The sequence below is a fragment of the Microcoleus sp. B3-A4 genome, from assembly GCF_036705385.1.
GTDB lineage: Bacteria > Cyanobacteriota > Cyanobacteriia > Cyanobacteriales > Microcoleaceae > Microcoleus.
Map to the genome: position 1 here is coordinate 24,204 of NZ_JAUBUI010000043.1, position 20,371 is coordinate 44,574.

At 47.4% G+C, this 20,371-nt stretch carries 20 protein-coding genes and 1 pseudogene; 7 read left to right on the forward strand and 14 right to left on the reverse strand.

Annotation, left to right across the window (positions count from 1 at the left end; all coding sequences use genetic code 11):
- Positions 1-155 precede the first annotated feature (155 nt).
- The 4 genes from QUB33_RS17620 to QUB33_RS17635 form a co-directional block, all read right to left on the reverse strand.
- Complete coding sequence (locus QUB33_RS17620) at positions 156-458, reverse strand: Rieske (2Fe-2S) protein (protein ID WP_333352000.1); 303 nt, start codon at positions 456-458, stop codon at positions 156-158.
- A 142-nt stretch (positions 459-600) separates the two neighbouring features.
- On the reverse strand, positions 601-1,269 hold the full coding sequence (locus QUB33_RS17625; protein WP_333173180.1) for an HAS-barrel domain-containing protein: 669 nt from the start codon (positions 1,267-1,269) through the stop codon (positions 601-603).
- A gap of 160 nt (positions 1,270-1,429) precedes the next feature.
- Positions 1,430-1,621 carry an NAD(P)H dehydrogenase subunit NdhS gene (locus QUB33_RS17630; RefSeq protein ID WP_015175937.1) on the reverse strand — a complete coding sequence of 64 codons (192 nt, stop codon included), beginning with the start codon at positions 1,619-1,621 and terminating at the stop codon, positions 1,430-1,432.
- A gap of 131 nt (positions 1,622-1,752) precedes the next feature.
- Positions 1,753-2,823, reverse strand: coding sequence for an Mrp/NBP35 family ATP-binding protein (locus QUB33_RS17635; protein WP_333057242.1), 1,071 nt, complete (start codon positions 2,821-2,823; stop codon positions 1,753-1,755).
- A gap of 190 nt (positions 2,824-3,013) precedes the next feature.
- Between QUB33_RS17635 and hemF the strand changes: the two genes are divergently transcribed.
- Both hemF and QUB33_RS17645 read left to right on the forward strand, forming a co-directional pair.
- Positions 3,014-4,057 (forward strand): oxygen-dependent coproporphyrinogen oxidase, encoded by a 1,044-nt coding sequence (gene hemF, locus QUB33_RS17640; RefSeq protein WP_333352003.1) that lies wholly within the window; start codon positions 3,014-3,016, stop codon positions 4,055-4,057.
- A gap of 57 nt (positions 4,058-4,114) precedes the next feature.
- Positions 4,115-4,477: an STAS domain-containing protein gene (locus QUB33_RS17645; RefSeq protein ID WP_006631392.1), complete on the forward strand. Its 363-nt coding sequence runs from the start codon at positions 4,115-4,117 to the stop codon at positions 4,475-4,477.
- A gap of 244 nt (positions 4,478-4,721) precedes the next feature.
- Here the strand turns inward: QUB33_RS17645 and QUB33_RS17650 are convergent, their stop codons facing one another.
- A complete protein-coding gene (locus QUB33_RS17650; protein WP_333352005.1) occupies positions 4,722-5,342 on the reverse strand; it encodes a chromophore lyase CpcT/CpeT in 621 nt (206 codons plus the stop codon).
- A gap of 342 nt (positions 5,343-5,684) precedes the next feature.
- Between QUB33_RS17650 and psb29 the strand changes: the two genes are divergently transcribed.
- Positions 5,685-6,398 (forward strand): photosystem II biogenesis protein Psp29, encoded by a 714-nt coding sequence (gene psb29, locus QUB33_RS17655; RefSeq protein ID WP_333352007.1) that lies wholly within the window; start codon positions 5,685-5,687, stop codon positions 6,396-6,398.
- Positions 6,399-6,617: 219 nt separating this feature from the next.
- On the opposite strand, the gene QUB33_RS17660 is transcribed toward psb29, so the two are convergent.
- From QUB33_RS17660 to QUB33_RS17680, 5 genes are all read right to left on the reverse strand, one after another.
- The gene (locus QUB33_RS17660) at positions 6,618-7,154 is read right to left on the reverse strand and encodes a late competence development ComFB family protein (RefSeq protein WP_006631395.1); all 537 of its coding nucleotides are present in this window, start codon (positions 7,152-7,154) and stop codon (positions 6,618-6,620) included.
- Between the two features lie 207 nt (positions 7,155-7,361).
- Positions 7,362-8,303, reverse strand: coding sequence for a M23 family metallopeptidase (locus tag QUB33_RS17665; protein WP_333352009.1), 942 nt, complete (start codon positions 8,301-8,303; stop codon positions 7,362-7,364).
- 575 nt (positions 8,304-8,878) lie between these two features.
- Complete coding sequence (locus tag QUB33_RS17670; RefSeq protein ID WP_333352011.1) at positions 8,879-9,106, reverse strand: hypothetical protein; 228 nt, start codon at positions 9,104-9,106, stop codon at positions 8,879-8,881.
- 52 nt (positions 9,107-9,158) lie between these two features.
- Positions 9,159-10,685, reverse strand: coding sequence for a phosphomannomutase/phosphoglucomutase (locus tag QUB33_RS17675; RefSeq protein ID WP_333352013.1), 1,527 nt, complete (start codon positions 10,683-10,685; stop codon positions 9,159-9,161).
- Positions 10,686-11,017: 332 nt separating this feature from the next.
- Positions 11,018-11,923 carry a D-hexose-6-phosphate mutarotase gene (locus QUB33_RS17680; RefSeq protein WP_333352015.1) on the reverse strand — a complete coding sequence of 302 codons (906 nt, stop codon included), beginning with the start codon at positions 11,921-11,923 and terminating at the stop codon, positions 11,018-11,020.
- A 40-nt stretch (positions 11,924-11,963) separates the two neighbouring features.
- Between QUB33_RS17680 and QUB33_RS17685 the strand changes: the two genes are divergently transcribed.
- Positions 11,964-12,194 (forward strand): hypothetical protein, encoded by a 231-nt coding sequence (locus QUB33_RS17685; RefSeq protein WP_333352017.1) that lies wholly within the window; start codon positions 11,964-11,966, stop codon positions 12,192-12,194.
- A gap of 115 nt (positions 12,195-12,309) precedes the next feature.
- Here the strand turns inward: QUB33_RS17685 and QUB33_RS17690 are convergent, their stop codons facing one another.
- The 3 genes and pseudogenes from QUB33_RS17690 to QUB33_RS17700 all read right to left on the reverse strand — a co-directional run.
- Entirely contained in the window at positions 12,310-13,047 is a 738-nt protein-coding gene (locus tag QUB33_RS17690) for an SDR family oxidoreductase (RefSeq protein ID WP_333352019.1), read from the reverse strand.
- A gap of 166 nt (positions 13,048-13,213) precedes the next feature.
- Complete coding sequence (locus tag QUB33_RS17695; protein ID WP_333352021.1) at positions 13,214-14,275, reverse strand: NADH:flavin oxidoreductase/NADH oxidase; 1,062 nt, start codon at positions 14,273-14,275, stop codon at positions 13,214-13,216.
- 35 nt (positions 14,276-14,310) lie between these two features.
- Positions 14,311-14,526, reverse strand: a pseudogene (locus QUB33_RS17700) (glutathione S-transferase family protein); the annotation flags it as partial.
- A 569-nt stretch (positions 14,527-15,095) separates the two neighbouring features.
- On the opposite strand from QUB33_RS17700, the gene QUB33_RS17705 reads away from it, so the two are divergent.
- Positions 15,096-17,411, forward strand: coding sequence for a cation:proton antiporter domain-containing protein (locus QUB33_RS17705; RefSeq protein WP_333352024.1), 2,316 nt, complete (start codon positions 15,096-15,098; stop codon positions 17,409-17,411).
- Between the two features lie 155 nt (positions 17,412-17,566).
- Here QUB33_RS17705 and QUB33_RS17710 read toward each other — a convergent pair whose 3' ends face one another.
- Positions 17,567-17,779, reverse strand: a complete 213-nt coding sequence (locus QUB33_RS17710; protein ID WP_333057289.1) for an Hfq-related RNA-binding protein — start codon at positions 17,777-17,779, stop codon at positions 17,567-17,569.
- A 312-nt stretch (positions 17,780-18,091) separates the two neighbouring features.
- On the opposite strand from QUB33_RS17710, the gene dapF reads away from it, so the two are divergent.
- Together dapF and QUB33_RS17720 are read left to right on the forward strand one after the other, a co-directional pair.
- Positions 18,092-18,934, forward strand: coding sequence for a diaminopimelate epimerase (gene dapF / locus QUB33_RS17715; protein ID WP_333352026.1), 843 nt, complete (start codon positions 18,092-18,094; stop codon positions 18,932-18,934).
- 236 nt (positions 18,935-19,170) lie between these two features.
- Positions 19,171-20,313, forward strand: a complete 1,143-nt coding sequence (locus QUB33_RS17720; RefSeq protein WP_333352028.1) for a hypothetical protein — start codon at positions 19,171-19,173, stop codon at positions 20,311-20,313.
- The last annotated feature ends 58 nt before the right edge of the window (positions 20,314-20,371 follow it).

Here is a 20,371-nt window from a genome sequence, read left to right on the forward strand (position 1 = left end):
ACTACAAAAACAAAGTCTGCCTCCGCAGACTAAGAGAGTGAGGGGGTATCTAAGCCGGGCTTGATATCAAATATTAATCTACAGTCGTCTTTAGACGACTTTAGCTATGAGACAGGGGTTTCAACCCCTGTCGGACTTAAGCTAATAACGAATAACTAATCTATGTCTACAAAAACCCGATCGCCCTCAATCTTTACCGGATAAGATTCCAGGGAATCGCTGGGTGCATTCAAACATTTACCAGTATCTAACTTGTACTGATATTTGTGAAACGGACAGGTAATGATACCGTTGCTTACCTTACCCATGTCGATCGGATATTCTAAATGAGTGCAAGCATTACGGTAACAAGTGACATTCATGCCTTGACGATTCAAAATCACTGAAGTTTCGTCAACTTTTACCTTCAAGACACCCCATTCGGGAACTTGATTTAGCGCTGTTACCTCTACCCACATAAAATATTTTTCCTCCGAAAAAACCAGATCGGGACTTACGCAGAACCTAATTATGTAGGGTGCGCTTTGCACACCTTACTGCTATCCGTAGCGTGTCAAGCCACTTTTGCGTAAGTCCAGATTATCTTATTCCAGCTTTTCCCTACGGATGAATCTGACTCAAAATCACCCTCAACCTGTCATAATCATCCTTCAACAAAACACTCAAACTCCTCCCCGCTTCCACCAACCAAGATCGATCGCGCATCCGCAACTGATAAATCTCCCGAATCGCCGCCGCCGTCAGCGCATCCACCGGCGCATTAGCCACCCCCAGCAGCGTCCTCAAAAAATCCAACTGCACCGTAAAATCAATCACCTCATCGGGTTCGCAGCGATAAACCGCCTGGTGAATTTGCGGCGGACGCGGCGGCAAATACTGATAAATTTTACCCCTAGATGGGCCGTGACCGTTCAACCTTTCCGGCGCAGCCTCATACCCGACAATCGCCACTCGAAACTCGGTTTTGAGCATCGCAAAAATCTGCGGTTGTTCTTCCCGCAACTCTTCCAGCGACAAACCCAAAGCGCGAGCTCTGTGCACCGAGTCGATCGGGCTAGTCGTAGCGTAATAAACCACGCCGTAAATTTGATTTTTCGACTCTTCATCCTCGGCTTTCACCCAACTCCCAAAAGGCGGCATCACGGGAAAGCTTAAGTCTTCCGGTTCCAAACATTGAGCCAAAAACTCCGAAGTTGCCGTCTCGATTACCTCAGCAATGCGATCGGGATGGCGCTCTTTTGTAGCAAATTGGGGTAAAGGTAAACGCATAGTTTTAGTTATTAGTTATTAGTTAGTAGTCATTAGCCATTGGTTTTGTGCTGGTTGTCAAGGGTCTTCAGTTAGTAGCCTGGTCTTGGGTACTTTACCAATTACCAATGACTAATTACCCATTACCAATTACCAATGACTAATGACCGCTGACTACTGACTATTTCGCGCGACCAGCCGTAGCATCGACAAGTTCCAACTGCGACAGGCGGAACGTAATCAGCTTGTCCCAATTGCCACCTTCAAACAGTACCGCGACCTTCCCATCGCTAACTCGCTGGACTTGTCCTTGAAAGGCGTAGTAAATCTCACCCTTATCTTTAACTCGAACTGCCGAACCGGGAAAAATCATAATTCTTTGAATGTTAAGTTTGCTGGTTATAGTTTACCTTTTCTCGTTTCTAGTTCCCAAGCAGAGCCTGAGAACTAGGCAAATCTTCGTCAACCGGAAGACGCGAGGCAAAGCCTCGGAACGAGAGTTTGTTAGGCTAAGGCTGCTACGGAAACTTTACCGGCAATGCGGCCCGCGATCGCCCGCAACTCTCTAGCTGAAGCAGAACCCGGTTGCCCCACCACGATCGGCACCCCCGAATCCCCGCCTTCCCGCAACGGAATTTCCAGCGGAATGCGGCCTAACAGCGGCACTCCCAACTCAGCAGCAGTCTTTTCTCCGCCACCAGAACCGAAAATATCGTATTGCTTGTCGGGCATATCCGGCGGCACAAAATAGCTCATGTTTTCCACAATTCCCAACACCGACACTCCCAACTGCTGGAACATCTTTAACCCCTTGCGAGAGTCCAACAAAGCCACAGTCTGCGGCGTCGTCACGATCACCACACCAGCCATCGGCACCGCCTGCGCCATTGTCAACTGCGCGTCTCCAGTACCCGGAGGCATATCGACAATCAAATAGTCTAAATCGCCCCAATTCACCTGGTAGAGGAACTGCCGGATGATCCCGTTTAACATCGGGCCGCGCCAAATCACGGGTTGGTCTTTGTCAATTAAAAACGCCATCGACACCAATTTGACGCCGTAGTTGAAAGCGGGTTCCAGGCTTTCCCCGCTTTTTCCGTCCCTAACCATCACTTTTGCATCCCCCAAACCCAACATATTGGGGTCGTTGGGGCCATAGATATCCGCATCCAGCAAACCCACCTTAGCGCCGGTTTGTGCCAGCGCTACTGCCACGTTTACCGCCACCGTGCTTTTGCCGACGCCGCCTTTGCCGCTGGAAATTGCGATAATATTTTTCACTCCTTCAATGCCTTGGCGATCGACCACTCCCTTTTGCTGGGGCGTCTCGGCTGTCACCTCCACCGCCACTTTTTCGACTCCTGGCAACTGTTTGACCGCTTTTTGGCAATCTTCGACAATAAATTCTCGCAGCGGGCAAGCAGGCGTAGTCAGCACTAAAGTAAAACTGACGACACCGCCGTCAATTTTTATGTTACGAATCATGTTCAATTCCACCAAACTCTTTTGCAGTTCGGGGTCTTGCACAGGTCGCAGGATTTCTAAGACTGAACTAACATCGAGTGTATTGGGCATTGTGTTCTCCACCATAGCTCTGCAATTGGGTTTGCGAATTTTCGATCGCAGATTTAAGTATATTTTTATTGCTATTTTTTAATGTAACTTCATAGCGATCATTTGCAGACCTACGGTGGCATAATTACATGACGACTGGATTTGGGATTCATCGCCCATCTAAAACTCAAATCTGACAACAGAAAATTTTATGACAGTTTCTACAACACTTAAAACCGCCACTTCCCCGTTTTTGCCACCCGCTGACTCTAGAGCTAGAGTCAGCCAATTTATGAAAAGCCTACAAGACGAAATTTGTCAATCCCTCGAACAGCTCGATGGCCTCGGCAAATTTAAGGAGGACTCTTGGGAACGCTCCGAAGGCGGCGGCGGACGTTCTCGCGTCATGCGCGAAGGCGATGTGTTTGAACAAGGGGGAGTCAATTTTTCCCAAGTGTGGGGCGAAAGTTTGCCAGCTTTGATTCTGGCAAAGCACCCAGAAGCTGCCGGTCACGATTTCTATGCAACGGGTACTTCGATGGTGCTGCACCCCCGCAATCCCTACTTGCCTACGGTTCACCTAAATTACCGCTATTTTGAGGCTGGGCCGATTTGGTGGTTTGGTGGCGGTGTGGATTTGACTCCTTATTACCCGTTGGCTGAGGATGCAGCTCATTTTCACAAAACTCTGAAAGCAGCTTGCGATCGCCACCATCCCGGATATTATCCGACCTTTAAACTCTGGTGCGACGAATATTTCTACCTCCCCCACCGCCAAGAAACCCGCGGCGTGGGCGGCCTCTTTTTTGACTACCAAAGCGCTCAAGGCGCGCTTTACCGCGACCATCATGTCAAAGGCAAGGCCGCTGAGTGCAGCAACAACATCGGCGCGCCGGAACCTAGGACTTGGGAGTCGCTGTTCGCCTTCGTACAGGACTGCGGCCGGGCATTTTTGCCGGCTTACACCCCAATTGTTGAAAAGCACCGATCTAAAGAATACGGCGAGCGCGAGCGTAATTTCCAACTTTACCGCCGCGGCCGTTACGTTGAATTTAACTTAGTGTACGATCGAGGCACGACCTTTGGCTTACAAACCAACGGACGCACCGAATCGATTCTCATGTCCCTGCCACCTTTGGTACGCTGGGAATATTGTTACGAGCCAGAGCCCAACTCTCCCGAAGCCGAACTCTACTCCAAGTTCTTAAAACCGCAAGATTGGGCGAATTGGATGCCTCAGCAGTCACCGACCTGAGTTAAACTACTGGGACAGTAACCACCGCGATAGATAATAAATTTGAGGGAAGGGTCAGTGATTCATATTGATCAAAAAACCCACACGCTTCAAGACGGTACAACAGTTATCGTCTTAGCACCGACAGGACGGTTGGACATCACTACAGCTTGGCAATTCCGCCTCAAGTTGCAAGAGTGTATTTCCAAACTTAGCCGCCATGTTGTAGTGAATCTTGGTCAGGTTAACTTTATCGATAGCTCTGGCCTGACCTCACTTGTAGCAGGTATGCGGGATGCGGATAAAGTTAAGGGAAGTTTCCGCATTTGCAATGTTCATCCCGAAGCCAAACTGGTGTTTGAAGTCACCATGATGGATTCTGTGTTTGAAATCTTTGAAACGGAAGAAGAAGCTCTAGAGGGGGTGCCGCGCGCAAGTTGACCACTCCCGCTTGCATCGTTGCGGTGTAAGCGCAATTTAAGCTTGAGGCTCACAAAATGCGCCGGGACCCTGCACAAGAACAGGAAGCAGGTAAATTCTTGCCAGCTTCCTTATGCTTTCTTCCTTTCTTGAGAGGTTGAGAGGTTCACTAAAACACTAAAGTAGAAGAATAGGTCAAGGTAAAGTCTTGCCTTCTATCCTAGATAGCTAAATCTTTCTTCCTTGTTTCTTGTTGCTTCTTGGTTCAAACCAATATCTCAGCAGCAAAATCCTGACGCTTGACAAATCTAAAAGGGCCCATTAAAGCTCCCCAGATAGCCTTACCTGTCGTGGGGCTTATTCCTTTGTCGTAGCTGAGAAATTCCTCGCCTGCGGCTTCAAATCCCAAGTCTACTTGGTAATTTTGCCCCCCGTAGGCAAAGCCGCAGCGAGTGCCTTCCGGCAAAGATGCCCGAAAGCGATAGCTGTTTGAGGCTAAATTTTGCACTGCAACCGAGAGGGTGCAGCCGGGGAGGAGTTGGATTTGCTCCTTCGTTAGCTTTCCAAGCAAGTCGGGGTTGCAACCGGCTCCTTTGACGGCTGTAATGTCGTGGAACATATAATACTGAGCTTCGATAAGTCCCGGCGCTATCTGTGAGTGCCTCAGTTGCACGATGCGGGGGCGGTATGGCTTGTCTAATTCCAGAATGTTGGCTTGTTCGGCAAACAGGGCAATGCTGGGTTCGGAAAATAAACGAATCGGTAGTGGTCTTTGCCACAAACGAAGGTGAACGTACCACGTCGGCTCTGCTAGCGCTTGTTCCCGGTTGTCAAATTCGCCCGCCATGTACTGGGCTAAAGCTATTAATTCAGGAGAAATTGTCATGTTTGTTTGATTTTTCACCATTAGGGGTTGACAAATAAAAGTTATTGTGATATGCAAGACCATATCTAGGCTGGGCAAGTCAGAAGATTAGATTTATGAGCGATCCCAGCTAAGCTATGATTGTAAAGATACTGGGGTTTTTCCCTCCTATTGCGACATATTAATTGTTGCTGCCGATCGCGCGTAAAATCTTTTTGATAAAATTTTGTCTCGCTTGAAGGCGGCAACGCTTAAAAAAACTGGCACTTGTTGTCAGCCCGATCGCAGAATTGACTCCCCCGACTTTACTCACGCCGCGCTGGCACGCCCGCTACGGCAAAATTATTTATCTATAAGACTCAGGTGAACAATAACCGTACTGTTTCAGATACTAAGCGAAGTTTCTATACGATTCACACTCGACCGATCAACTCAATTTACCGTCGAGTGGTGGAAGAGTTGATGGTAGAAATGCACTTGCTTTCGGCGAATGCCGATTTTCAATACGACCCGATTTATGCTTTGGGTGTAGTGACAGCTTTCGATCGATTCATGCTTGGGTACGCCCCAGAAGCAGACAGAGTTTCGATTTTTAACGCTTTGTGCAAGTCGCTAGAAGACGATCCAGAGCGCTACAAGCAAGACGCTCAGCGATTGGAAAGCTTGGCAGATAGACTTTCTGGGCAAGAGTTGCTCTCGTGGCTAGATCGTTCGACCAGCTTTGAAGATACAGCGGATTTGCAAGCGTCTTTAGGGGCGATCGCCAGCAACCCTCAATTTAAGTACAGCCGCTTGTTCGCGATCGGTTTGTTCTCGCTGTTAGAAAAAGCTGACCCTAACTTGGTAAAAGACCAAGAAACGCGAAACGACGCGATCGCCAAAGTCAGTGCGGCCTTGCACCTGCCAGAAGACAAAGTTAGCAAAGATTTAGATTTGTACCGCAGCAATTTGGAAAAAATGGCTCAAGCGCGAATAGTGCTTCAAGATGTCATCCAAGCGGAACGTAAAAAACGCGAAAAGCGAGAAACAAAAGTTACCGCTGGCCCCTCGGCAGACTCTTCTGACAGCAACAATTAATCGTTTGAGGGAAGAAGGAAGAAGGAAGAGGGAATTCTTTATTTGATGTAACAAATAAAGAAAACTCTTAAATTTTAATTTTTTTTCTTGAATTCTGGCTTCGGTCTTGTGCCTTCTGGCTTCGGTCTTCAGATGAATCTTGCTGACTCAGAAACTAAAAATCCCGCTTTCTGAATTGAGCGGGATCGACTTAACTGAAATAGAGCTGTTGGCGTGGTACTAAGGCTGCGGCTCAAAGTTAGTCGCGTTAGCTTGCAGCCAAGTGCTTAGCTGTGAAAGAACCTCGTTTCCAGAAGACTTGCCCAAAGCTGTCGGGTTTGGGGTGTCGGGCCTGTCCAAGTTGCGGGCGATGGCTGCGTTGACTTCTTTGGAAATCAAATCGTGAAGTTGCTCTTTGGCCCTAGCCCTTTGAAAATGAGCGCCCTCTTCCGTCGTAGCGTACAGAGGTGGCAGCCTATTTAAAGCATAAGCTGCAATATCTCCCACATCGAGACTAAGGTCGCTCGTCGCCTCAATTTCGGCTACCCTAGCGATCGCATCGCTGAGTACCAACTCTTCCATCACGTTGATGAACTGTTTGCGTGGCAGAACCACAACTTCGCCAGTCAACAAAGAGCCCATCAGACGATCGAGCGCCATGTACTCTTCGATCGACAATTCCGAAGCCGTATTGCAGATCCGTCCCACTTCAGCTTCCATAGACGGCGTTAAATAGCCATCCTGCAAAGCCTGTTCAACAATTTTTTCAATACTCATATATGCGTCCCCGCTCAACGGCATCATCAATAAAGTTTTGTGAAGACGCGATTATTAGCGTCTTGAGATTCGAGTTTTGAGGCTTGAGTTGAGAATTTTTATACAAATCCTAACTCAATACTGATAACCCATAAAGTTATCTGCACACCCCAGCCACAAACTTACCCCATAATTGACTGCTAAATCCGTAAAAACCTGTAAAAACTCCTACTCAACTACCTGAAGCCGCCAAGGTACAGGATCGACGGACTGCCCATGCACGTAAAGTCCCCAGTGCAGGTGAGGGCCTGTGGAAGCCCCCGTTGACCCCAGAGCACCAATTACTTGACCAGCTTTCACGACATCGCCTTCCTTAACATCAATCCGGCTGAGGTGCATCAAAATACTTGCTACCCCCTGGCCGTGGTCAAGACCAACGACATTCCCGTGGATTTTGAAGCCTTGAGATTCGCGTCCCACTAGAGACACCCGACCTGCTGCGGGTGCGACTACAGGGGAACCGTAAGCACCCGCATAATCGACGCCGCGGTGGTAGTAGTCCTGAGCAAATACCCCATTATAGTATCGGCGAACTCCGTAAATAGTGGTAATTTCGCCGGAGTTGGGGCGCAACAATTTGCCGTCCCAAAATTTTTGGGGTGTCACCAGTGCTTTAAATGCGTCTACGCGATCGAACTCCGCGTCTGTACCTTCGCTGTCTTTTCCAGGCGGAAGCCAGATGGATTGAGTGGGAAAATCTCGCGATCGGACTTGTACGTTAAACTCCTGCACTCGTCCATCACCTGCGACTTGGATTTGGCGGGCACCGGGTTTGTCTAGCGGCGTCGTCGGCAGCAGGGCCCGAAAGCGGCCGTTGCCGATCGGAAACGCGGGGTAGTTTTTTTGCTGTAGAGAAACTGTTGGAGTTTCCCCGCCGTTACCGTCAACCTGAATCATTACTGACAGCGTATCCCCCAGTTGGGGATTTGTCGGCGTCACAACTACCTGCAAAGCTTGCACCGGCAGGGCAAAACTTAGAATACCACCAACAATTCCCCCGATCGAACTGGCGGTTAACTGGTTCGCTTTCAACTGCCCCCACTGCAAAATCCGACCCGTAACTATTTCCGCACTTAGCCCACCGTTGCCTCGACTCACAGTCATTATCATCACTACGTGTCCTTAACCTTTGTCTCGCTAATATATTTTTAACTATCTAGGCTAACTATAGCAATCCGCAATAAGTCGAGAGAAACAGCCGTAAGTAAAAAGCTTGGGAAACTCAAAGATTTGGAGAGGAGAGACTAACTTAAATAAATACTTAACTTGAGGTGATAAGAATAATAAAAATTCCTCTATCTAATGCGGGGAGGAAAGCCCGCTTGAGCCAGACGCTCACACTACCGTTTCCACGACAAATCCAGGATAACCCAAGTTTCAACAGAAACACTCTTCATCTCTAAGCCGATGGAATTATATTTTATCAATCCTAGCTACTATTGTATAACTTTTAACTAATTGGTATTAATATTAGTTATAGTTCACGGCGCTACAACAGAATAAATTTTAACTCTGCTGTTAAATCAATTTTTTATTGGCAGTTTTTTTGCCGATAACCTTCCTCAAACTCTCTAGTTATTGTAGCCTGTTTTTGGCCAAATAGTATTGATTCTCAATTTTAAAATCTCACATCTTAAATGATATGAGATAACAATTGATAGCTGCTATAATCTTCTCACCGAGAATTATAGGGATTCAAAGCTAGCGGTGAAACCATCTAAGGTCAAGCATTCTTCCATAAATTCCTCTACATCATTGACATCCTCAAGCTGAAATTCCATGATGCGTTGACCATCGCCTTTCATCTTTTTGGAAGAGGAAGGCGTGGCAGGATATTTGGCAGCGAGCGCTTTAAAAGCTTTGGAATGGGTTTCCCAGCTTTCAGCAGAACATTTTATGATTAAAATCCACATGATTAAATTCCTCCTTGGGTTTGGTTTACTAATAGTCTGACACGAGTAAAACTTAGAGCGATAGTGCCGAAAAATCAAGGGATTCTGTGGTTTGGAAAAAAGCTAAAAGCCGAGCCACTATGTGAGCAACACCACCCTTAACATTAGACTCAACATTCAAAGGCATCACCGGATCATGGAGTGATAAGCGTAACAGAAACCAGCCGGATTCGCTAGGTGACGTGCAGGAAATTCGCAGACCTTCATAGTTATTGGGAACTATTTTCCAGTCTGCTTGCTTTGAGACAAATTGTTGCAGTTGTTCAATAACCCGCTCGCCGTGAGGCTTGAAATCATCCCCACTAAGTTTAATCCGAAATTCTGTACTTTCTTCTGGCTCTTTTAAATTTGCAATTAAATCTGGCAAAGATTGATTGGCTAGCTTTGATTTAGCCAATTCAATCAATAATTTGCTGACCAAATAAGCGCCATCATCCAGAAAGTAATTTTCTTTCAAAGCTCCATGTCCAGAGGTTTCAATCGCCAGCCATGATTCCTGTCCGGCTTTATTGAGGCGTATCGACTCGTCAATCACATTTTTGTAGCCGCGTTTAAAGCGATGGTGAATTCCTTTTAAATCTTGTTCGATGAATTGTGTCAAGCCATCGGAGGTAATAGAATCGGTGACAATGGTAGAGCCTGGGTGCTCTTGTAATACGATCGCAGAAATCAAGGCAATTAAGCGATTGCGATTGAGTTCCTTGCCAACTTGATCGACGGCCGCGCTGCGATCGACATCCGTATCAAAAATAATCCCAAAATCAGCTTGATGTTCAATTACCGCTTGACAAATTGACTGCATTGCCTGTTTATCTTCGGGATTTGGCACATGATTAGGGAAAGTACCATCAGGTTCTAAAAACTGACTGCCCGTGGTGTCTGCACCTAAAGGTTTTAACACTTTATCAACATAAAAGCCGCCAGCACCATTGCCCGCATCCACAACAATTTTTAATCCTGTTAGTGGTTCCTCAAAATTATCGGGGTGATTGACTGCTTCCCTAATATTTGTGACAAATTGGTTAGCATAAACTGAGATAAAATCATGCTTTGTAATCTTACCGAGCGATGAGGCTGGCTGAAAGTAATTGCTTTGGGCTAGTGTTAAGATATCTGTAATATCCTGCTTTTGTAACCCACCTTTGGCAGTGAAAAACTTTAAGCCATTTCGATTAAATGGCAAATGGCTAGCAGTGAGCATAATCGCGCCGTCGCAATCAAAACCAGGGGTAATGGTACTCATAAACATGGCGGGAGTTGATGCGATTTCAAAGTCGTACACGGTTGCACCAACTGAGGCGATTCCCTCCATGACTGCTTGCATTAAGGTTGGCCCTGATAGGCGACTGTCACGCCCGATCGCGATCGTTAATTCTGCCGCTGGTTTATTGACTTTTTGCACCAGCCAACTCACAAATGATTTACCTAAGATTGTCGCAATTTCGGGGGTGAGGTTGACTTTTTCATTGGGAACGCCTTCGAGGGCGATACCGCGAATGTCTGATCCATTTTGAAGTTTTGTCCAGTTGAAGATTTGCATAATAATTGATGGTAAGTAAAAATATCGGAGTCGGCGGTTGAAACCGATCATACAAATTTTTGTCTGCCCCTAGACGGCTCAAGTCAGCTTAGCCGAACGTCTTTCGCGGATTAAGAAATAAACAGGGGAGAAATTTTTGATTTGGTATTATTAGTCATTAGGGTGACAGAGTTTTTCTATTCAATCAGCTAATCGGCATTTAAGTTGTGTTTAAAGAAACAATCCCAGTTTTGTGGGTGGGATTTGAGCAACGCCTACAATATCCAATAGAAATGTTGAACCGCTTACTGGGAATTTTTGCCCCATCACCGCTAAGATTAAGCTAGCATTCCTTAGTCGCGTTCAACGCTGTAAATTGCCTGCAAGCGAAACTCACCATGAGGGGGAACTTCCACAATATCTGTAGCTGCATTGGTCGTTTCTACGCAGAGTAAACGCTGGTAATCTGCATCATCAAGGTCGGCCATATTTGCAGAAATTGTCACCCAAGGATTCCACACTACGACGGATTTACTACCCGATGATTTAATGCGAATCCGACGATTGAGGGCGCTATCGTCAATGACTAATTCATTGGTGACATCAAGATAAATGCGATCGACTTCACCTGTTACTACCACTGCACCCACTTGAGTTTTTTCGACACCACCATCAGCTTTATCAAGATACTGGCTATTTTCTAAACCTAAAACCTGCACGCGGTTGATATCGCCGACTTGGAAATAGGTGTGCAAAGCTTGGGTGAGGGGAAATGCTTTGTCGCCTAGATTGCGGGTGATTAATTCTACAGTGAGGCTGGTGCCGATCGTAATTACGATCGCCAGTTCAAAAGCTTGGGGCCAAATTGCTCTAGTTTCATCGGTATCCTTGAGTCCGAGAGTGACTTTGGTTGCACCGTCTGGGGTTGTGGCGGTTTCTAGCACATTCCAGAGGCGATTCCGCACAAACCCATGACTCGGACGCCCCAAGGCTTCGGGATCAGGGCCAAACCAGGGCCAACAGATGGGTATACCGCCTTTGATGGCTTTCCCTTCGGCGTAGTAGGCTTTGTCGCTGACGAACATCAAGTCTGTGGCTTCGGTGGCTGGTTGAAAGGAGAGCACTTGACCGGAATACACAGAAATTAAGGCTTTGGCTTGACCGTTGTCGATGTGAATCATCGGGAAACCACCGTTTCCGGTGGCGAAGGTGAGGTTCCCGGCAATGCCGTAGTCTGTGTTTAATTGGTCAATACTCATGCTGTTGGCTTGGTGAATTGCTTTACAATTATCCGATATTATGGTTGCTAGATTGATTAGATTGTTGGGTTGCACGGGGGAAGGTGCGATCGACACAACGATGCACTCAGAGGAACGAATTGGGAGTGCCAACGGATCGCGAGGCGATGTGCGATCGAACCCACCGACAAACTTTGCTGATTTCTCCGCAAGCAAGCCGATTGCGTTTAGCAGCGAGCTCGTGGAGGATGGGATGCCCCGACCGCCAGCTTCGGACCAAACTATGAATTAGCAGCAACGGCTTACCTGTGCAACCTCGAATGTAGTGCATTTCACCAGCCATTCGCTCTCCCGTTGAGCCATTGGGTTAAATTCAGTTGAGTCGATCGACTCTGATGCGCCCCACTTTACAACTCCTGACGAGTCGGACGGATGATCATTTCGTTGACATCCACATCACCGGGCTGCTCAATGGCATAGGCAATCGCCCGGGCGATCGCATCGGCATCAATGGCGACTGAATACAACTGATTCACCCCTGATGCCGTATCACCATGAGTGATGGTACTGGTCAACTCAGTCGCAACTGCACCGGGTGAAATGTTGGTAGAACGAATTTCACCGTTTGACTCCAGCCGCAGCCCTTCGGAAATGGCTCGCACTGCATACTTGGTAGCACAGTAAACTGCCCCCGCCGGAAATACTTTATGTCCTGCAACCGACGACAAGTTGATTACGTGTCCAGACTTCTGTTGGCGCATAGTCGGCAGCACTGCTGCGATGCCGTAAAGTACGCCTTTAAGGTTGACATCAATCATTTGATCCCACTCCTCCACCTTAATCTGGTCAAGGGGAGACAGTGGCATTAAACCCGCATTGTTGACCAGCACATCAATGCGTCCATAGGTTTCCAACGTTGCGTCAGCCAATGCTTGCACCTGCGCCCGATCGGCAACATCCGTGACTCGATAGGCAACTGTGCCACCTGTTTTTTCGATTGCAGCCACCAAGTCCTTGAGTCTATCTTCGCGGCGGGCAGCAAGCATGAGTTTGGCTCCCCTGGCGGCTAAACGATGAGCGGTGGCTTCACCTAAACCGCTACTTGCTCCAGTAATGATGACAACCTTGTTTTGAATCTCAGACATATTCACTTCCTGTTAGTTGATTAAATCGGCTCACGTCACGGCGATGGGAACGTGCCTTGTACTTGAGGCCGCATCAAAAAAGCCTTTATTGAGCGACTGATTTAAAGAAACACTAAAACAGTCATTCCTAGTGGATTTGTGTAAAACCGATCGCCAATCTATTTAATTACCAAGCGCGAGCGTATTGAATTGGAGCAGGCACCGATTGACGTAGTTGCTGGGCAGCCCGCATCGGCCAATAAGGATCGCGCAGCATTTCTCTGGCAAGTAATACCATATCTGCTTGACCTGTACGGATGATGTGGTCAGCCTGCGCGGGTGCAGTAATCATACCAACGGCTCCGGTGGCGATGTTGGCTTCGCGTCGAATGCGATCGGCAAAGGTAGTTTGATAACCTGCACCCGTCGGAATCTTTTCACCCGGTACAATTGCGCCTGAGGAACAATCGATTAAATCAACACCCAGTGACTTTAATTTATCGCTGAGTGCAATACTTTGTTCAATGTCCCAACCATTTGGAAGCCAATCGGTTGCAGAGATGCGAACCCAAAGCGGTGTTCGATCTGGCAAAACATTTCGCACTGCTTGTGCGACTTCACATAAAAACCGGATGCGATGCTCAAAACTGCCACCATAGTCATCTGTGCGTTGATTGCTCAAGGGAGACAGAAATTCATGCAGTAGGTAGCCGTGAGCCGCATGAATCTCGATTACGTCAAATCCGGCTGCGAGAGCGCGTTGGGCTGCGTTGACAAAGAGTGTCGTCTGCTTCTGAATGTCTTCGATACTCAGAGCGATCGGGGCGGGGCTATCGGGTTCAAATGGAATGGCGCTAGGGGCGATCGAAGTCCATCCCCCTTGAGATTCCGAAAGCACATCGCCGCCATCCCACGGAGGTGCTGTACTGGCTTTTCGACCTGCATGAGCAAGTTGAATTCCAGCAACCGCACCATTGCGGTGAATTAACTCGACGATTCGCGCCAACATTTCAATGTGAGCATCTTGCCAGATTCCCAAATCTTGCGGCGTAATTCGTCCTTCAGGCTCGACTGCTGCTGCTTCAGTCATCACCAGCCCTGCCCCTCCTACGGCTCGACTGACGAGATGAACTAGATGCCAATCATTCGCGAATCCATCAACGCTTGAATATTGACACATGGGAGAAACTGCAATGCGATTTCGGAATGTAACACCGCGTTGATCCAATGGCTCAAATAAATGCGACATGGTTGTAAACCCTTAAGTTATAAAGTGCACAGATGTCAAGCACAGACTTGCTTCACACTGGGAAGTTGACTGACCTCATTCCACCAAGTCCGCAGCTTTGAAGTTCGCGCGATCGTTGCTTCGTACTCTGCGGTCTGCGATAGGTAGGTGAAGACTGGAATCAGGTAGAAATCGACAATGCTCAGTTCGTCACCGAGCGAATACGGGTGTCCTACAGTTAGGGACTCGATCGCCTCTAGTGCAGTCTTTACAGGTGCAACGGCAGCTTTGTCCCACCTACATTCCGAATGGAATTGTCATTTTGAGGTATCAAGAACAACGACAAAATTACTTGTCTAAAACCTAAATCTTTATTGTTAGCAAAAACGGGGATTACTAGAAAAAACACAAAAGTGCCTGAGTAATTATCTAGTATATCGGGTAAATCCGCAAGCAGGGCTTGAATAAATAAAATAAAAACGATTTTAACTAATCCTTTTTACCGAGCGCAGATCTGTGAACGTACACCGTGATAAAACCGCTCAATACAAAAAAGTAATCAACCCCACTTTATTCGGTCTGAAATTGATTAAAAAAAGTAACTTGATTTAATCTCACCGCGCTCATCTCGTTGAGGTGAAACATTACCCTCAATCAAGGCGCAATGCCTCGCTCTACTTGCAAGAGGTTAAGCTTTTTTTGAGGAGTGAAAATCTTTGGTATCAGAAAATACCGGGTTCTATAGTTGCAGTTGCCCTGGGTCCCCAACTACAGTCAACCCACTAAACATAATCAACACATTAGACACTATAATATAACTTTATACTTTTTTCATAAAGTTGTGCAAGAAGACTTCCGACTGATCGTTGACTTAGTTCTAGTTCTCGCTGCTGCCGCAGCAGGAGGACTCTTTGCATCGCTGTTGCGACAGCCGGTAATTCTCGGCTACCTGCTGGGAGGGATCGTAGTTGGGCCGGCCGGTTTGGGGCTGATTAAAGAATTAATTCAGGTAGACACCCTGGCTGAATTTGGGGTTGCCTTTCTGTTATTTGCCTTGGGAGTGGAATTTTCCTTCGCCGAACTCCAAAAAGTTAAAAGCATTAGTTTGGGCGGGGGGGGCTTGCAAATTGTGCTGACGATCGCCATTACTACTGCAATTTCCTTGGCTGTAGGCTGGGTAGAATCGCCAGCTCAAGGCGTGTTTTTAGGATCGATTCTGTCGCTTTCTTCGACAGCAGTTGTACTGAAATGCTTGATGGAGCGCAATGAATCCGGTACTTCCCACGGTCAAGTCATGCTGGGAATATTAGTAGTTCAAGATTTGGCTTTGGGGCTAATGCTAGCAGTTTTGCCGGCACTCAATCAGCCCGCAGAAGAGATCGGCATGACGGTAGCGTGGGCCCTGCTGCGGATCGGGTTATTTGCTGTCGGTGCTGTAGTTGCCGGCATTTGGATGGTACCGCAGTTGCTGCGATACCTCGCGAAAACAGAAAGTCGAGAACTGTTTTTGCTGGGAGTTGTGGTTTTGGCTTTAGGGATTGCGCTGCTTACAGAATATTTGGGTTTTTCCATCGAGATGGGCGCATTTGTGGCGGGTTTAATGATTTCGGAGGTGGAATATGCCGACCAAACTCTAACTTATGTCGAGCCTTTGCGAGATATTTTTGCATCCTTATTTTTTGTCACCATCGGAATGTTAATCGACCCGATGTTTCTGTGGAACCATCTAGAAGTAATTCTGGGACTGGTATTTATAGTATTTGTCGGCAAATTCTTGATTATAACGCCGATCGTCCGACTATTCGGCTATCCGCTAAAAACAGCATTAATCACAGGTTTGGGCTTAGCTCAAATAGGAGAATTCTCCTTTGTACTCGCTAGTGCAGGTCAAGCTATGGGGCTGGTTTCGCGGAACGTTTACCTGTTAATTTTAGGAACGACAGCCGTCACCCTCGTGCTAACTCCCTTTGTGTTGAGAAGCGTGCCGCAGTTATTGAAATGGGCGGAAAATTTCGGGCCTTTGCAGCGCTATTTTGACGAAACATCTCAACCTGTGGCAATAGCTGAAACTTTGCCGGAACAAAATTATGTTGTGGTTTGCGGCTACGGGCGAGTCGGTAGAATTTTAGTCAAAATGCTCCAAAGCCGCAACTGTTCAGTTGTGGTTATCGACGAGTCAGAAAGTAGAATTCAAGAGTGTAGAGTCCAAGGAATTCCTTACATTTACGGGAATGCTGCCAGCTTGCACGTATTGGAAGCCGCCCGGGTGGAACGGGCAAAAGCAATGGCGATCGCCCTTCCCGATCCCATGAGCACTCGCTTGTGTCTGAAGCGGGCTTTAGAATTAGTCCCGGATTTGGATATTGTGGTGTGCGCGAACCAAGATAAAGACATCGAACTGCTTTATCAATTGGGGGCCTGGGAAGTCGTGCAGCCCGAGTTTGAAGCCAGTTTAGAACTGTCTTCCCACTTGCTGGCTGGCATGGGGCTCTCGGCAATGGCGATCGGGCGGGATGTGCAGCAAATTCGCAGCAGCCGCTATCTGGAATTGCGGCCACCGCGCGAACCTTTGGCGATTTCGCGGGATTTGAAAGTGGCGGTTCGAGATATGAACAGCGAGTGGTACAACTTGCCGTTAGGTTCTCCCATCGCCAGTATGACTCTGGAAGAAACTAACTTGCGGCAGTTGACAGGGGTCAGTGTAATGGCAATCGTCCGGAAAGATGGCGAGGAAATTGATTATCCTAACGGCAAGACAGCTTTGCACTCGGGCGATCGACTTTTTGTAGTGGGAGAACCGGAAGAACTCATCAGTTTTGAGTTGCTGGCGAAGGGCGAAGTTGCAGTCCCGCAGGGCGACAGTTCTTGCCAGTGGCTGAGACTGCCAGCAAACAGTCCTTGGGCGGGCAAAAAACTGTCAGAGGTAGAATTGCTGACCCAGTACGGGGTCCAGGTGCGGGCGATCCGCCGGGAAGGGAAATTTACTCGCTGGCCCGACGGAACTACAAATTTGCAAGAAGGCGATCGTTTGCTGCTGTGCGGCGGCTTCTACGAGCTCGGCTTGATGCAGCGGACGGCCTCACCACCGGTGCCGCAACCTGCTTTAAAGCTGCCTTTGGTCAAGGCCCAAGTCATCGAAAAGCTGTTTAGCGATTAGTTAGTGGGCAGTTGACAGTTGGCAGTTGACGGTTGACAGTTCTGAGTTGGCAGTTGACTGTGGTGAGCTTTCCAGCCAACAGTCAACAGTCAACAGTCAACAGTCAACAATGCCCCATGCCCCATGCCCCATGCCCCATTCACCATTCCCCACTCTCAGCCGTTGGGTTTGAGATAAGCAATTGCTGGCCGCGAGATCAGAATTTGTGTTTCTGAGGGATCGAGGAGGCAAATGCAGCTATTATCCTGCCAAAAAATTCTGCCAGCTACTAAGTCGCCGGTCAGGAGTTTGATCTCCACCTGTTGTTTGTCTTTGATGTAGCTTTGTATTAAGCGAACGCTGGGCAATCCGGTTTCAAATTCAGACATAGTTCAGAAAAATATAGTCAAATATTACCTTAAACCATATTCTTCAGTTTATACCGTTTAACCCTTACTGCGGCAATTACAAGCGCCTCTCCCCAATTAGAGAGAAACCCATTGGCGGTTACTTTTCGACCGATATTCATTGAGCCATTGACATCAGGATTAATTAGATATCCCTGTAGAGTTATAAAAATTATATTTGTTTATATTTGACGAGAAAGGACTATAAATTGCAGAAAGTTTTATAATACTGGGAAATGGGTAATTTGGTCATCAAATTATCTAATCAGTTTTAACCAAAAGAGGTTTGTTTTTATGCCGATCGAGTTTGCGAAGTATCACGGACTGGGAAATGATTTTATTCTGATTGACAACCGCCACTCGTCAGAACCGGTGATCACGCCAGAACAAGCTGTGGATTTGTGCGATCGACATTTCGGGATTGGCGCAGACGGTGTGATATTTGCTCTTCCGGCTCAAAACGACACTGACTATACGATGCGGATTTTTAACTCCGACGGTTCGGAACCGGAAATGTGCGGCAACGGAATTCGCTCTTTGGCTAAGTTTATCGCCGATTTGGAAGGGTCAGAGGCGAAAACTCAGTACCGCATCCACACTCTGGCTGGTGTGATTACCCCGGAACTGCGATCTGACGGTCAGGTGAAGGTGGATATGGGGGTTCCCCGGCTGCTGGCTGCGGAAATTCCGACAAGTTTGGCTGCACCGGATGCCAAAGTTATAGATGTGCCGATCGAAGTTGCTGATAAATCTTGGTCTGTTACCTGCGTCAGCATGGGTAATCCTCACTGCATTACCTTTGTAGAGGATGTTTCGGCTGTTGCTTTAGAAACTGTCGGGCCTCAATTCGAGCACAACAAAGCATTCCCGCAGCGTACCAATACGGAATTTATTCAAGTGGTACGTTCGGACTATGTAAAAATGCGGGTGTGGGAAAGAGGCGCGGGTGTTACTCTAGCTTGTGGGACTGGTGCTTGTGCTGCTGTGGTAGCTGGGGTGTTGGTAGGGAAGTGCGATCGGGCAACTGCGGTTGAACTCCCCGGCGGCGTTTTGGAAATCGAATGGGCAGAAGTTTCTGGGCGAATTTACATGACCGGGCCGGCACAGCGAGTATTTACTGGTTGTATTAGTCATTAGTCATTAGTCATTAGTCATTAGTTATTAGTCATCAGTCATTAGTCAGAAGGGATTTTTTGTTTAATTAACAAGCAATAAAAATTATTGAATTCAAAATTTTTATTGAATTCTGACCAATGCCTTCCGCCTTCAGAAGTTATTGGCTGCGGACTGAAGACTGAAGACTAATAACTCAGCCTGAAATCTAAAATCTAAAATCTAAAATCTAAAATCTAAAATTAAGTAGGTGGGCTGGCATGGCTGGAGGTATTTATCTGATTCAGGACGACGACAGGCTGGTAGAAATGATGGAACAGCCCTACGACTCGGAAGACCAGTTACAAGACTTGCTAGTAACTTATCCTAATTTGATCGCGGGAGACCAAATCGATCGGGCTACGGCGCGGAGGTGGCTGTTAATTTCGCGGGAAGCTGCACCCAGCGATGAGGAAACAGCGGTGCAGTGGTCGCTGGATCATTTGTTTCTCGACCAAAATGCAGTTCCTACTTTGGTGGATGTCCGGCGAACTCCTAATGCCGAACTGCGGCAAAAAGTTTTGGGTCAGTCGATCGACTATGCTGCTAATGCGTTGGTTTACTGGCCTGTCGATTCAATTATTGCTCTGTTTGAAGCTAATTGTCGCGATCGGGGTCGCGATCCCGAACAGATTTTTGAAGAGTTTCTCGGTGCGGATGCTAATGAAGACAGATTTTGGCAGAAGGTTAAAACTAATTTGCAAGCGGGTAAAGTTCGCTTAGTGTTTGTAGCTGACGAGATTTCCGCTGAAATGCGCCGAGTTGTGGAATTTCTCAACGAACAAATGGACCCGCTTGAAGTTTTGGCCCTGGAAATTAAGCAGTATGTAAGTGAAGACGGTTTGAAAACGCTGGTTCCCAGAGTGATCGGTCAGACAGCAGAAGCACAGCAGAAAAAATCCAGCGCAACCCGCGAAAGAAGGCGCTGGGATGAATCTTCATTTTTTGCGGAAATCAAAGCTAGACGAGGCGCGGACGAGGCGCAAATGGCAAAAGCAATTTACTTGTGGGCAAAAAGTCAAGAACCCGAAGTTCAAATCCACTGGGGAACGGGGGATGCCTACGGTGGTTTCACGGCTCAATTGCCTCAAAGGGGAAGAAAACCCTATCAGTTATTCACTGTAGATATTGCTGCCAGAATGGAGATTTCTGCTGATAATTACGGTTCCCAGCCGCCGTTTAATGCGGAACAAAATTGGCTGGAATTGAGAAGTAAACTGAGTTCGATCGGTCTGTCGCTACCTATAGAACCGGGTGAGAGAAGGTCGCCGAGTCTGGCTTTGTTTACTTTGCAAGACGAATCTGCCCTCAAGCAAGTTATACAAACTTTTGATTGGGTAATTGAGCAAATTAAAACGTTATAGTCATTAATCAGTAGTCATTAGTCAGTAGTCATTGGTAGTTAATAATTGGTTACGATCG